We start from the raw sequence: 13,250 nt of genomic DNA on the forward strand, positions 1-13,250 counted from the left end.
TTGAGAAGCCCCTAAGGGTTCACCTTCATCAACGAATCAATGCCTGATAAAGCGTTGTAAACTCTCACCTTCCTGTTTCACGAGGCGGTTCCAGTCGGCCACTTGCAAGCGGACTTCCAGCACGAAATCACCCTCCTCGCTAAAACCTTCCTGCTCAATCCCTTTCAGCTGATAGAGCGCACTGCGCAATCTCGCGGCAGAAGGAGGCAACTGCAGGGTGTGATGCACCATGGAGCCAGCCAGCAATTCGGTCAGCGCCGTAAACAGATGCTCACAACCTTCACCAGTCTGGGCCGACAACCAGACGCGCAACGGGCGCCCCTCGTCATCTCGCTCCAGACCTGCCGGACGATCCGCCAGCTTGTCGATCTTGTTGCAGATCATCAGCTGGGGCCTGTCATCGGCTTCAATCTCGGCCAATACCTGCTGCACGGAGTCGATATTCTCCTGCATCTGCTCATCGGCACAGTCCACCACATGCAGCAGCAGATCCGCTTCACGGGTCTCCTGCAGGGTCGCCTTGAAGGCCGCGACCAGATCATGGGGCAAGTGTCGAATAAATCCAACTGTATCCGCCAAAATCACATCACCCACATCCCGGATCACCAGTTTACGCAGGGTGGGATCCAGAGTTGCGAACAATTGGTCGGCAGCATACACGCTGGCAGCTGTAAGTTGGTTGAACAAAGTGGACTTTCCGGCGTTGGTATAACCAACCAGTGACACCGTCGGCACTTCGTTGCGGTTGCGGGCACGGCGTCCCTGCTCCCGCTGTTTGGCCACCTTGTCGAGCCGACGCAAAATCGCCTTGATGCGTTCCCGCAGCAGACGTCGGTCAGTTTCAAGCTGGGTTTCACCCGGGCCACGCAGACCGATCCCGCCCTTTTGACGCTCAAGGTGGGTCCAGCCTCGCACCAGACGAGTGGAAAGATGGCGCAACTGGGCCAGTTCGACCTGCAGTTTACCTTCATGGGTTCGGGCGCGCTGGGCAAAGATATCGAGGATCAGGCCGGTTCTATCCACCACCCGGCACTGGAACAGACGCTCCAGGTTGCGCTCCTGGGCAGGGGTCAGGGCATGGTTGAAGATGACGACGTCGGCATCCAGCATCTGGACTTGGGACGCGATCTCTTCAGCCTTGCCACTGCCGACAAAAAATTTGGCACTGGGCGCACTGCGACTGGTGGTAATTACCCCCAGCGCATTGACTCCGGCCGAGCTCACCAACATCTTGAGCTCTTCCAGATCCTCCCGCTCACCCTCATCACTGAAGTTGACATGCACCAGAACGGCCTGTTCGCCAGCTTCATAACGGTCAAACAAGCGCTTGCTCCTTAACAGGAATCATGATGAATCTGAGTTGGCGAGTCGACTCGCCCAGGGGTATCACGCCTCGGCATCACCCTGTTCATCAGCCGCGCCACCCGGAGTGGGCTGGTGATGATTGACGGCACGGGCCGGTACGACAGTCGAGATGGCGTGCTTGTAAACCATCTGGCTCACGGTGTTTTTCAGCAGGATAACAAACTGGTCAAAAGACTCGATCTGACCTTGCAGTTTGATGCCGTTCACCAAATAGATAGAAACAGGAATCCGCTCACGGCGCAGCGCATTCAAAAACGGGTCTTGGAGAGATTGCCCCTTAGCCATTTTTCTTTTCCTTATAGTTTGTTGTTTTTAAACACCGAATATCAATATAACAACCTGATTATACAGGGAGTGTCAAGCCGCACCAGCGCGAGCAAGCACGCGGTCGAGATTGCCAGACTCACCAGATTCCAACCAAGTCACGTCGGGCCAGCCGCGCAACCAGGTCATCTGTCGTTTTGCCAATTGGCGGGTGGCAACAATGCCACGATAACGCATCTCATCATACCCCACTTCACCGCACAGGTAGTCCCACATTTGGCGATAACCCACACAGCGAATGGAGGGGAGATCCGGGGTCAGATCGCCGCGCGCCATCAGCGCACGAACCTCCTGTTCAAAGCCACCTTGCAGCATCTTGTCAAAGCGCTGTTCGATACGCTGATGCAGCACGGCGCGATCGCTCGGGGCGATGGCAAACTGCTGCACCCGATAGGGCAAGCCCTCCCCCTGCACCTGCGTCAGCTCGGTAAGGGTCTTGCCGCTGATACGGTAGACCTCCAGCGCCCGGGAGAGTCGCTGCGGGTCATTGGGGTGGATCCGCGCACCGGCCACCGGGTCGATGCGCACCAGCTCATCGTGCAGCGCCTGCCAACCGAGGCGGGCAGCCTCTTCCTCAATCCCGGCTCGAATGGCGGGATCGGCAGAGGGCAGCGGGGACAATCCCTCCAGCAACGCCTTGAAATAGAGCATGGTACCGCCCACCAGCAGCGGAATGCGGCCACGGTCGGCGATCTCTTTCATCTCCCGCAGGGCATCCTTGCAAAAATCGGCTGCCGAATAGCTCACAGCGGGATCAAGAATGTCTATCAGCCGGTGCGGAGCCCGCGCCAGTTCATCAGCGGTGGGCTTGGCCGTACCTATATCCATGCCGCGATAGATCAGCGCAGAATCGACGCTGATGATGTCGCAAGGCAATGCCTGGCACAGTTCAATGGCGAGATCCGTCTTGCCGGAGGCCGTCGGCCCCATCAGAAAAATTGCGGTCGGCAAGTCACTCGCCATGTTCAAACTCCTCCAGCACGGTCGCCAGCGAAAGCGGGCGTACCATGCGAATGTCTGCCAGTTGGTCACTGAAATCAGTCACAAGTTCCGTCAGCAGACGACTGGCAGTTGAAAAATCGTATATCTTCTCGCGGCTTATCCCCTGCTCCACCAGCCATTGGCATAATACTTCAGCCTGCTGACCAGCATCACTGTCAGATCCGCCCTCGATAATTTGCAGCAATTCGGGTAACAGACGCACCAGATCGGTCTGGCGCAGCAGAGCCGGCACCCGAGTCAGGATCATGGTGTCGCGTCCCCCGCTTTTCAACTCCAGTCCCATCCGTTTCAGCAGACGTTCCTGCTCGGTCACCAGCGCGATCAGATTCTTCGGCAATTTGAAGGAGACCGGCAGCAACAGTGGCTGGGCCGCCAGTCCCTGGCCCCAGGTCTCCAGCAGCCAGTGGCGCAGCAGCACCCGCTCGGCGCGCACCAGCGAGAGCAGCGCCAGCTGATTATCCCGCTCGATCAACAGGTAGGCCTGCTCCACCAATGTCAGGGCGCGACATCCCCCCTGTTTGGGTGACGGCACTGGATCAGTGGGCTGCACAGGCGCAGCCTCAGTCGCAGTTGCGATAGGCAGCGTAGTTAGCAGAGCGCCCATGCCGCGCATCGCCTCCCGACTGGGGGGCTCGGGCGGTTGATAATTGCTGGCTCGGCCAGCCCCACCGCTCCCCTCCCGTACCTGTGCAGGTGCCCGGTAGCTGTGCTCGGCACCGTACCACTCCGGGCGTGGCGCCTGACCGGGATATTCAATTTGCGGAGTGACCGGCAACTCGACTAGGGTTTCGGCCAGCGGCGCGTCCTGATGAACGGCGCTGACTCCTTCGCGGCGCAGCGCAGTAAACAGCGCCTGAAAGATAAAGTCGTGGATCAGTCGCGCCTGATGGAAGCGCACCTCATGCTTGGCCGGGTGGACGTTGACATCCACCTGACGGGGATCCAGCTCGATATAGAGCACATAAGCGGCGAAACGATCGGGAGGCAATAGCTCGTCATAGGCCTGACGAATGGCGTGATTGATGAGCTTGTCGCGCATCATCCGGCCGTTGACATAGGTGTATTGCAGGTCGTTCTGCGGTCTTGCCCCCTCCGGAGTCGCCAGCCAGCCCCACAGCCGCACGTCGCTATGCTCGCTCTCCACCGCCAGCGCATGGTGCATGAAGGGGGTGCCGCAAACGGCGGCGAGACGTCGCTCCTGCTCCGGCACGGTATTGGCGGCCTTGTACTGGCGCACCACCTTGCCATTGTGGCGCAGGATCAGGGTGGCATCGAAGCGGGAGAGCGCGATGCGGCGCACCAGCTCGTCGATATGGGCAAACTCGGTCTTTTCGCTGCGCATGAACTTGCGCCGCGCCGGGGTATTGAAGAAGAGATCCACCACCTCCACCGTAGTGCCTACTGGATGGGCCGCCGGCTTGATAGTGACGCTCATTTCGCGCCCTTCCGCCTGGGCTTGCCAGGCTTCGGACTGATCTGCAGTACGGGAGGTGAAGGTGAGACGGGAGACCGAGCTGATGGAGGCGAGCGCCTCACCACGAAAGCCGAGGCTGTTGATCCCTTCCAGATCATCCAACGTGGCCACCTTGGAGGTCGCATGACGCGACAGCGCCAGCACCAGCTCGTCTTTGGCGACGCCACAGCCGTTGTCACGGATGCGGATCAGCTTGGCTCCCCCCTTGTCGATGTCGATCTCGACCCGGTCGGCCCCCGCATCCAGGCTGTTCTCCACCAGCTCTTTCACCACAGAAGAGGGCCGCTCCACCACCTCTCCGGCTGCAATCTGGTTGGCCAGAATGGGTGGCAAAATACGGATCGGCATCATTTACTCCTGAATTTCTATCTTGCGGATGGTCAGTCTCTTAAGGCTCCAGGAGGGCCGCTCCACCACCTCTCCACCAACCGGAATCTGGTTGGCAAGGATAGGGGGCAATATACGGATCGGCATTGCTGACTCCTGAATTTCAATCTTGCTGATGGTATTCGCTAACAGCGGGAGCGGCATCGCCCGCTCCCGCGCGTCAGTTTTGCGGAATGTAGAGCACCTGCCCTACCTGAATATTCCGCGACTTGAGCTTGTTGATCTCTACCAGCCGAGCCTGACTCACCCCATGTTTCTCGGCAAGGCGGGAGAGACTCTCGCCCCGCTTGACCACATGGCGGATCATCTGCGACTTGTCGTCACTGCGAACGGGGGCGGCAGCGCGGCTCTGCCCTTGCTGGGGAATATAGATTGTTTGACCAATCTGAATATCCCGGCTGCGCAGCTGGTTGATCTCCACCAGAGTGGACTGACTCACTCCATGCTTCTCGGCAAGGCGGGAGAGGCTCTCACCCCGTTTGACCACATGGCGGAGCATCCGCGATTTGTCATAATCCCCCACACTGCTGACCGGTGCACCGCTCTCCTGCGCTGCCGCCGAGTAAGGCTTGATCACCCCGGCGCCAGAGCCGCTCCCAGCACCGCCGTCACGGACGGTGGCGGGCATCTTGTTGGTCACTACCGGCTGCGACTGTGCCTGCCTGGGCTGGCTCACCGGCTGCCGGGCTACCGGTGCAGGGCGAGTAGCCGTAGGTTGGCTCACCTGCCCCTTGCCGGTCAGCATGGCCCCCTTGGTCGGGTGGGCTCGGTAGTAGTTGCGGATACCTTCGAAAATAGCGCGGGCCAGCTGGTCCTGATAGCTGGCAGTGGCCAGCAGCTTCTCTTCCGCATGGTTGGAGATAAAACCGGTCTCCACCAGCACCGAGGGAATATCCGGCGCCTTCAGCACCGCCAGACTGGCATGCTCCGGCGCCTTCTTGTGCAGTCGGGCAACCTTGCCCATGGAGCGCAGGATCTGGCGGCTGACGTCATACCCTTCGGCACGGGACTTGTCCATTGAGAGGTCGAGGAAGGTCTGCGCCAGATAGGGGTTGGGATCAGATTCCGCCAACACCTTGCCGACACCGCCTAGCAGTTCGCCCTGCTTCTCCTGCTTCTCCAGCCAGCTACCCATCTCGCGGTTGGCACGGTTGGTCGAGAGGACCCAGACAGAGGCGCCGCGCGGAGTGGAGTTATGGAAGCTGTCCGCATGGACCGACACCAGCAGATCCGCCTTGGCCTTGCGGGCAATCTCGGAGCGCTTGTTGAGGTCGACGAAATAGTCGCCACGACGGGTCATCACGGCACGCATCCCCGGCTCGCGGTCGATCAGTGCCGCCAGCTTCTGGGAGACCGCCAGCGTGACCCGCTTCTCGTAGGTACGGCGCGGGCCGATGGAGCCCGGGTCTTCCCCGCCGTGGCCCGGGTCGATGGCTATCACCACCCCTTTGCCTTTGCCACCGACAGGCGTGGATTGCACCGCAGCCGCCGAGCGCTTCTCTTCATAAGGAAGGTCGATGACCAGACGGTGGCCATAGGGTCCGGCTGGCGCTAACGGAAAGACCACCGGCTTGATGGCGGAGCTGAGATCCATCACCAGTCGCAGACCCCCCTTCTCCAGCGGTGTACTCTGGCGGATCTTGCGCACCAGTTCGCTGTTGTTCTCGATCCGGGCCAGATTGGCGGCGTTGCTCGCCCCTTTCAGATCGATCACCAGCCGATCCGGGCCGGTGAGGGTGAAGTAGTTGTAATTTGGGGCGCTGCTCATATCGAGCACCACCCGGGTGTTATCAGGTGATGGCCAGATTCGTACGCTCTTGAGCTGATTCGCCCAGGAGGGTAACGCCATCAAAGAGAGAGCAATAACAAGGATCAAGCGCACGTAGATGACAACCGTTCCAGAATGGCTTCGCCAATAGCAGTGCGAGCCTCTATCAGAACCTCGCGCTGCTCGCCTACATAGGTGAGGGTAATTTCCAGGTCGGGAGCCGGTAACCAGCCCTCGCCCTTCTCGGACCACTCCACCAGACAGAGAGTGTTGGCGGCAAAATAGTCCCGAATGCCCATGAATTCCAGCTCTTCCGGATCAGCCAGGCGATAGAGATCGAAATGGTAGACTTGCCAGCCATCGAGCTCATAGGGTTCGACCAGAGTGTAAGTCGGGCTTTTTACCTTGCCCTGATGGCCAAGGCCCTGCACCCAGCCGCGGGTCAGGGTGGTTTTACCGGCGCCAAGCGTGCCATGCAAAAACACTGTGGTCGCCTGCTGGCAGGCTTGTGCCAGACGGCCACCCAGTGCCACGGTTGCTGCCTCGTCCGGCAGTGTCATCATCAACTGTTTTGCCATGTTCTTCTTTTTAACTTGTAATGGTGTCGGGATTAACCAGTTTGCGGATCAGCGGCAGCAGATCTGACGCCAGCATGCCCCGCTCGCCGTCGGCAGCGGCCAAGTCGGCAGCCTCGCCGTGGATCACGGCGCCCAGCCAGCTTGCCATGGTGGCAGACCAGCCCTGGGCCAAAAGGGCGGCGATTATACCAGATAACAGATCGCCCATGCCGCCACTTGCCATGCCGGGATTGCCTTCACAACAAAGAGCGACCCGCTCGCCGTCATAAATAAGTGTTCCCACCCCTTTTAACAACACCACACCGCCATAGCGCAGCTGCAACGCCTGCACGGCGGCAAACCGATCGGTTTCAATCTCGGCAATGGAGCATCCCAGCAGGCGCGCTGCTTCGCCGGGATGAGGCGTGAGCACCCAATTATCCTGATGGCGGGGAGATTGCGCCAGCCAATTCAATCCATCGGCGTCCAAAACCAGTGGCAGCCGATCGGTGAGATTACAAGCAATTTGTGCGCTTCCCCACTCATCCTGACCGAGGCCGGGGCCAATGACCCGCACCGACGCCCACCCCTCGTCATCAGCGGTAGTGAGACTCATCAGTTCGGGTTGATAGAGGCTGACCGGTGGATGATCCGGATGCTGACATACCCGCACCAGCCCGGCCCCCGCCCGCAGGCAGGCGCGGGCAGCCAGCACGATGGCCCCCTGCATGCCGCGATTGCCCCCCACCAGCAGTACCTTGCCATAAGAGCCCTTGTGGGAAGCGCGCGGGCGCGGGGTCAGCTGCGTGCTCAGCTGCGGATAATCGATACGCCAGGCGGCGGGCAGCATAGTGTCATCAGGCGTCACGCCAAGGGGATCGCAGTCTAGCTGGCCGACACAATCCACCCCGTCGCCGGTGAGCATCCCCTGCTTGATACCGATAAAGGTGAGTGTGCGAGTGGCCTGCACCACGGCCCCCATGGCACGGCCGGTATCGCCGTTGAGGCCGGAGGGGAGATCCACCGCCAGCACGGGCACAGCCAAGCTATTGATTGTTGCGACGATCTTTGTCAGTAGTGGCGAGAGGGAGGTGTTGACGCCGGTGCCAAGCAGGGCATCGACCACCAGATCCGGGGCGGAGTGTTGGGTATCATCAAACTGCTCGGCCAGCCAGACCCGGCCACCGGCCGCCAGCCACTCATCGGCGGCCCGTCTGGCATCCCCCTTCAGCTGGTCGGGTGCTCTGGCGGCAATCACCACCACCTCGATGCCAATCTGGCGGGCAAGGCGGGCCAGTACATAGCCATCACCGCCGTTATTACCGGGGCCGACGAAGATCCACCAGCAGCGACTGTCGGGCCAATGCAGAGTGGCATAGGTGCGCAGCGCGGCACCGGCTCGCTCCATCAGGGCATAGAGAGGTTGCCCCTCACGCGCGGCCCAGTTGCGCTCCAGTGCGCGGATCTGTTCAGTCTGCCACAGCCCCTGTGGTAAACTGCCCCCCTCTTTTGTGCCCAACGCGCCCCTGATGATCTCTACCATGACGGCTCCCGCCTCTTATCAATCGACCCACGCCAGCAAACGTCGGCCAGGCCAAGCCGCATGAGCGCTCCTGACTTCCACCAGCTGGCCCACGATATCAAGCTCTGGGCACGGGAGCTAGGTTTTGACCAGGCGGGCATCACCGACACCGATCTGCGTATCGAAGAGCCGAGATTGCAGGCCTGGCTGGATGCGGGCTATCACGGTAGCATGGATTACATGGCGCGCCACGGCATGATGCGCGCGCGCCCCCACGAGCTGCTGCCGGGCACGGTGCGGGTGTTGTCGGTACGGATGAACTACCTGCCGTTCGAGGCGGGTTTTGCTGCCACCCTGCGCGATCCGACCCTCGGCTATATCAGCCGCTATGCCCTCGGCCGTGACTACCACAAGGTGCTGCGCAACCGGCTCAAACAGCTGGGTGATCGCATTGAAGCGCGCTGCGCCGAGCTGTTTCAAGGCACTGAAGAGACCTTGGGTGAGTGGCGCCCCTTCGTCGACTCCGCACCCATCCTCGAGCGGCCACTGGCAGCCAAGGCGGGCCTAGGCTGGGTTGGCAAACACTCACTGCTGCTCAACGAATCGGCAGGCTCCTTCTTCTTTCTCGGTGAGCTGTTGCTCAACCTGCCGCTGCCGCTCGACCAGCCAGTGGAGAAGGAGCAGTGCGGCAAGTGTGTCGCCTGCATCAACATCTGCCCGACCGGCGCCATTGTCGCCCCCTATGTGGTCGATGGCCGCCGCTGCATCTCCTATCTCACCATCGAGAATGACGGCCCTATTCCGGAAGAGTTCCGGCCCCTGATGGGCAACCGCATCTACGGCTGCGATGACTGCCAGCTTATCTGCCCCTGGAATCGCTACGCAGATGCCAGCCCGGAACCCGACTTCAGCCCGCGCCCCAGCCTGCACCGCCCGCCCCTGCTGGCGCTGTGGTGCTGGAGCGAGAGCGATTTCCTCAAGCAGACCGAAGGGAGCCCGATCCGCCGCATCGGCTATCAACGCTGGCGCCGCAATCTGGCGGTCGCCCTTGGCAATGGCCCGGCGACCCCCGAGGTGATCGCGGCCCTGCAACTGGGGCTGACCACCGCCGAGCCCATGGTGGCCGAACATATCGAATGGGCGCTGGCCACCCTTGCCCGGCGTCAGGATGAAGAGAACAAGAAGACCCGTTTGCTGATCCGCTGCATCGAAAAAGGTCTGTCGGATCACGCATAAGTGATCTGCCCCTTGCCGGATTGCAGCACTTTTTTCATGCTCTGCCGACCTGCAGTGACCATAACAGCGTGGTCACTGCAAACTGCTCGGCACACAACAAGGACAACACAGATGCATATGTTGGGAGTGGATATTGGAGGCTCAGGGATCAAGGGCTGTCTGGTCGATACCAAAACCGGCGAATTGATTGGCGAGCGCCATCGCATTGCCACACCGCAACCGGCCACCCCGGCCGCCATCGCCCATACCCTCAAGGCGCTGGTCGAACACTTCGACTGGAAAGGGCCGGTAGGCTGCGGCTTTCCCGCCACTATCCACAACGGGGTTGCCAAGAGTGCCGCCAACATCGACAAGAGCTGGATCGAAACCGATGCCGAGCATCTGTTTGCCGATGTCACCGGCAAGCCCTGCTATGTGCTGAATGATGCCGATGCCGCCGGTCTGGCCGAGATGCGCTTTGGCGCCGGCAAGGATCGCAAGGGGGTCATCATCCTCATCACGGTCGGCACCGGCATCGGCACCGCCATCTTCGTCAACGGCCATCTGCTTCCCAACACCGAGCTGGGCCATCTGATGCTGGAAGGAATGGTCGCCGAGCACTACTGCTCCGATGCGGCGCGCAAACGTGAAGATCTCTCCTGGAACCGCTGGGGCAAGCGTTTCAACAAGTATCTGGCGCGCCTCGAGTTTCTCTTCTCCCCCGACCTCTTCATTCTGGGGGGCGGCAGCGCAGCCAAGCTGGATAAGTTTGTCGATCGCATCGAGACCCGGGCACCGCTCATTCCGGCGGCCAGCCTCAATCAGGCGGGCATTATCGGGGCCGCACTCTACGCGGCCGAGCAGCAGGGCTGACCGACGCTCACTGCAGATCAGCAGATATCCAATGGAAAGGGCCCGGCACTGCTGCCGGGCCCTTTTGTTTTGCGGCCATCTTGCGTGTTTGGTGCTTATCACCCGCTACATGTCGTCGAGTCGATGCACCCCGTGCACCAGCCGAGTCAGGCGGGTCTGCTCCAGCCCGGCCAGATTCTCGAGCAAAGCGGTGGTGGCCGGAGTCGGGCACTCCCGGGCCAGATGACTCAGCTCGCCCACCAGCTGCTCTTCCCAGCGGCATACCTGAGTGACGATATCCTGAGTCTGGACTGATGCCGGCAGCTCGAAGCGGGTAATGGCAGGCAGCATATCCTCGCTGAAACTCTGGTTCAGCCAGGTCTCCCTGACCGCCTCTCCCAGTTGAGCGGCATATTCGTGCAGATGGGCACTGGCCGCATCCTCACGCCCTTGCAGATAGACCAGCAACATCCGGCTGCGTTCGCTGTCCACCTGACTGGTCAAACGCCCGTAACAGAGTCCGAGCTGGTGATGAACCTGCTCAAGATAGTGCAGCAACTCTTTGATCTGTTGGAATCTCATCGCACTGCCCTCCATGCTTGTCGACATCATCAGTATAAAAAACCGGCGCCACCGACCCAATCCCTATCCGAGCCCCCCTTGTGCTGCATCAAGGTTGACGCCGACAAAGTGGCGATCAGGTGATCCGGTCACGAATAGGGAACGATTTGTGCAGCAATTTGTGTAACGATGGAGGAGCATCAGGCTCGACAGCAGATGTGAACAGAAACGGGCTGACACACTAATAAAACCAGCATTTACCCGATATAAACCATCTTTAATTCGGTTATCTGCCGCAGGGACGAAACAAGATCTGGAAGAGCAACAATACCATCCTGATCGTTATCCGCCTGACAGAAATCCTTATCACTTTTTTAGACGTCTAGACGTAAAAACATGCGTTGACATGGCCATCCAGACATCTTAGCATCATCCTCCATGATGACAGAGTAACCCAGTGGAACCTCTGCCCAATTTCCCCGCCTGTAGCGCCCTGTGCTTTAAGGCTGTTAGCACGGAAGAATCCATGATTAAGTTGATCGGTCTCAACAAAGTCTACGGTACAGGCAGTGACGCCGTGCACGCCCTGCGTGATGTGAGTCTGCATGTACCCCAAGGCAAAATTTTCGGGGTGATCGGTGCCTCCGGTGCCGGCAAGAGTACCCTCATTCGTTGTGTCAACCTGCTGGAGCGCCCGACAGAGGGTCAAGTCATCGTTGATGGCCAGGATCTGGTCGCCCTGAGCGAACGGGATCTGACCCAGGCTCGCCGCCAGATCGGGATGATCTTCCAGCACTTCAACCTGCTCGCCTCCCGCACTGTGTTTGCCAACATCGCCTTTCCGCTGGAGCTGGCAGGCTGGAGCAAAGAGAAGATCCAGCAACGGGTTGCCGAGCTGCTGGCGCTGGTCGGGCTGGAAGCCCGTGCCCAGGCCTATCCGTCCGAGCTTTCCGGCGGTCAGAAACAGCGCGTCGCGATTGCCCGCGCACTGGCACCGGCCCCCAAGGTACTGCTTTGTGACGAGGCCACCTCAGCCCTCGACCCGCAAACCACCCGCTCGATCCTGACCCTACTCAAGGAGATCAACGTCAAGCTGGGGCTCACCATCCTGCTCATCACCCACGAGATGGATGTGGTGAAGGGGATCTGTGACGAAGTGGCCATCATCAGCGACGGCCGTCTGATCGAACAGGGCGAAGTGGCCTGGTTCTTCAGCAATGCCAAGACCCAGCTGGCTCGTGACTTCATCCACTCCACCATCCATCTGGAGGTACCGCAGGAGTATCAGGATCGGATGAGTGCGGAGCGGGTGCCGGGCAGCTACCCACTGGTGAAGCTCGGCTTTACCGGCAGCACGGTCGATACGCCGCTGATTTCCGAGGCGAGCCGCCGTTTCAATATCGACATCAGCATTCTGAGCGCAGACATCGAATACGCCGGTGGCGTCAAATTCGGTTTCCTGCTGGCCGAGCTGTTCGGGGATGAAGCCCAATGCGAGGCGACCCAGCAGTTCCTTATCGACAACCATATTCAGCTGGAGGTAATGGGTTATGTCCGAAGCCATGATTAATCTGCTCATCACGGCCCTGGGCGACACCCTGATCATGGTGTTTGCCTCCGCCCTGTTCGGCTGCCTGCTGGGTCTGCCACTCGGCGTGGCACTGCATGTGACCAAGGCGGGCCAGATCCTGGCCAACCCCTTGCTCAACCGTACTCTGGGTATGGTGGTCAACGTGGGTCGCTCGGTGCCCTTTATCATCCTGCTGGTCGCGATTATTCCGCTGACCCGGCTGATTGTCGGTACCAGTATCGGCACCATCGCTGCCATCGTGCCACTGACTGTCGGTTGCATCCCTTTCATTGCCCGTCTGGTGGAAGGGGCCCTGATGGAGGTGCCGGACGGCCTGCTGGAAGCGGCCAAGGCGATGGGCGCCAAGCCGCTGCAAATAATCACCAAGGTGCTGCTGCCCGAGGCTCTGCCCGGCATCCTCAACAGCGTCACCATTACCCTCGTCACTCTGGTGAACTACTCGGCCATGGCCGGGGCCATCGGTGGCGGTGGTCTGGGGGATGTGGGTATTCGTTATGGTTATCAGCGCTTTGACCCGACCGTCATGCTGGTGACCGTGGTTATCCTGGTAGTACTGGTTCAACTTATCCAGAGCGCGGGTGAGCGCCTGGTCAACAAATGTGATCATCGTTAATCGTCGATTTCTGACAGGA

General features: G+C 60.1%; 13 protein-coding genes. 4 read left to right on the forward strand and 9 right to left on the reverse strand.

Features of this window, described 5'->3' with window-relative positions; all coding sequences use genetic code 11:
- Positions 1 to 36: 36 nt before the first annotated feature.
- The 8 genes from hflX to VF684_RS01450 form a co-directional block, all read right to left on the reverse strand.
- Positions 37 to 1,323: a ribosome rescue GTPase HflX gene (hflX, locus tag VF684_RS01415; protein WP_005339043.1), complete on the reverse strand. Its 1,287-nt coding sequence runs from the start codon at positions 1,321 to 1,323 to the stop codon at positions 37 to 39.
- A 63-nt stretch (positions 1,324 to 1,386) separates the two neighbouring features.
- Positions 1,387 to 1,650, reverse strand: a complete 264-nt coding sequence (hfq, locus tag VF684_RS01420) for an RNA chaperone Hfq (protein WP_005339045.1) — start codon at positions 1,648 to 1,650, stop codon at positions 1,387 to 1,389.
- 72 nt (positions 1,651 to 1,722) lie between these two features.
- On the reverse strand, positions 1,723 to 2,652 hold the full coding sequence (gene miaA / locus VF684_RS01425) for a tRNA (adenosine(37)-N6)-dimethylallyltransferase MiaA (protein WP_267513051.1): 930 nt from the start codon (positions 2,650 to 2,652) through the stop codon (positions 1,723 to 1,725).
- Complete coding sequence (gene mutL, locus VF684_RS01430) at positions 2,642 to 4,513, reverse strand: DNA mismatch repair endonuclease MutL (RefSeq protein ID WP_376900333.1); 1,872 nt, start codon at positions 4,511 to 4,513, stop codon at positions 2,642 to 2,644. Before mutL ends, miaA begins: the two co-directional genes overlap by 11 nt.
- 3 nt (positions 4,514 to 4,516) lie before the next feature.
- Positions 4,517 to 4,696, reverse strand: coding sequence for a hypothetical protein (locus tag VF684_RS01435; RefSeq protein ID WP_047436150.1), 180 nt, complete (start codon positions 4,694 to 4,696; stop codon positions 4,517 to 4,519).
- A gap of 16 nt (positions 4,697 to 4,712) precedes the next feature.
- Positions 4,713 to 6,401 (reverse strand): N-acetylmuramoyl-L-alanine amidase, encoded by a 1,689-nt coding sequence (locus VF684_RS01440; protein ID WP_440173500.1) that lies wholly within the window; start codon positions 6,399 to 6,401, stop codon positions 4,713 to 4,715.
- 23 nt (positions 6,402 to 6,424) lie between these two features.
- Positions 6,425 to 6,898, reverse strand: a complete 474-nt coding sequence (gene tsaE, locus VF684_RS01445) for a tRNA (adenosine(37)-N6)-threonylcarbamoyltransferase complex ATPase subunit type 1 TsaE (RefSeq protein WP_005339056.1) — start codon at positions 6,896 to 6,898, stop codon at positions 6,425 to 6,427.
- A 10-nt stretch (positions 6,899 to 6,908) separates the two neighbouring features.
- Entirely contained in the window at positions 6,909 to 8,420 is a 1,512-nt protein-coding gene (locus VF684_RS01450) for an NAD(P)H-hydrate dehydratase (RefSeq protein ID WP_257724790.1), read from the reverse strand.
- A 60-nt stretch (positions 8,421 to 8,480) separates the two neighbouring features.
- On the opposite strand from VF684_RS01450, the gene queG reads away from it, so the two are divergent.
- The gene (gene queG / locus VF684_RS01455; protein ID WP_139405611.1) at positions 8,481 to 9,635 is read left to right on the forward strand and encodes a tRNA epoxyqueuosine(34) reductase QueG; all 1,155 of its coding nucleotides are present in this window, start codon (positions 8,481 to 8,483) and stop codon (positions 9,633 to 9,635) included.
- A gap of 111 nt (positions 9,636 to 9,746) precedes the next feature.
- A complete protein-coding gene (ppgK, locus tag VF684_RS01460) occupies positions 9,747 to 10,487 on the forward strand; it encodes a polyphosphate--glucose phosphotransferase (protein WP_005339062.1) in 741 nt (246 codons plus the stop codon).
- Positions 10,488 to 10,592: 105 nt separating this feature from the next.
- Here the strand turns inward: ppgK and VF684_RS01465 are convergent, their stop codons facing one another.
- Positions 10,593 to 11,048 carry a hypothetical protein gene (locus VF684_RS01465; protein WP_043822996.1) on the reverse strand — a complete coding sequence of 152 codons (456 nt, stop codon included), beginning with the start codon at positions 11,046 to 11,048 and terminating at the stop codon, positions 10,593 to 10,595.
- A gap of 505 nt (positions 11,049 to 11,553) precedes the next feature.
- Here VF684_RS01465 and metN point away from each other — a divergent pair.
- Both metN and VF684_RS01475 read left to right on the forward strand, forming a co-directional pair.
- A complete protein-coding gene (gene metN / locus VF684_RS01470; RefSeq protein WP_005341087.1) occupies positions 11,554 to 12,597 on the forward strand; it encodes a methionine ABC transporter ATP-binding protein MetN in 1,044 nt (347 codons plus the stop codon).
- Positions 12,578 to 13,231: a methionine ABC transporter permease gene (locus VF684_RS01475; protein ID WP_005339070.1), complete on the forward strand. Its 654-nt coding sequence runs from the start codon at positions 12,578 to 12,580 to the stop codon at positions 13,229 to 13,231. Before metN ends, VF684_RS01475 begins: the two co-directional genes overlap by 20 nt.
- Positions 13,232 to 13,250: the final 19 nt, after the last annotated feature.

Origin of the sequence: Aeromonas sp. Lyrl_2 (genome assembly GCF_051948815.1) — a bacterium.
GTDB classification, from domain to species: Bacteria; Pseudomonadota; Gammaproteobacteria; order Enterobacterales; family Aeromonadaceae; genus Aeromonas; species Aeromonas veronii.

Coding starts and splice junctions, on each gene's coding strand:
- hfq (WP_005339045.1), bottom strand. CDS start 1,650: ATGGCTAAGGGGCAATCTCTCCAAGACCCGTTTTTGAATGCGCTGCGC.
- miaA (WP_267513051.1), bottom strand. CDS start 2,652: ATGGCGAGTGACTTGCCGACCGCAATTTTTCTGATGGGGCCGACGGCC.
- mutL (WP_376900333.1), bottom strand. CDS start 4,513: ATGCCGATCCGTATTTTGCCACCCATTCTGGCCAACCAGATTGCAGCC.
- VF684_RS01435 (WP_047436150.1), bottom strand. CDS start 4,696: ATGCCGCTCCCGCTGTTAGCGAATACCATCAGCAAGATTGAAATTCAG.
- VF684_RS01440 (WP_440173500.1), bottom strand. CDS start 6,401: ATGGCGTTACCCTCCTGGGCGAATCAGCTCAAGAGCGTACGAATCTGG.
- tsaE (WP_005339056.1), bottom strand. CDS start 6,898: ATGGCAAAACAGTTGATGATGACACTGCCGGACGAGGCAGCAACCGTG.
- VF684_RS01450 (WP_257724790.1), bottom strand. CDS start 8,420: ATGGTAGAGATCATCAGGGGCGCGTTGGGCACAAAAGAGGGGGGCAGT.
- queG (WP_139405611.1), top strand. CDS start 8,481: ATGAGCGCTCCTGACTTCCACCAGCTGGCCCACGATATCAAGCTCTGG.
- ppgK (WP_005339062.1), top strand. CDS start 9,747: ATGCATATGTTGGGAGTGGATATTGGAGGCTCAGGGATCAAGGGCTGT.
- VF684_RS01465 (WP_043822996.1), bottom strand. CDS start 11,048: ATGAGATTCCAACAGATCAAAGAGTTGCTGCACTATCTTGAGCAGGTT.
- metN (WP_005341087.1), top strand. CDS start 11,554: ATGATTAAGTTGATCGGTCTCAACAAAGTCTACGGTACAGGCAGTGAC.
- VF684_RS01475 (WP_005339070.1), top strand. CDS start 12,578: ATGTCCGAAGCCATGATTAATCTGCTCATCACGGCCCTGGGCGACACC.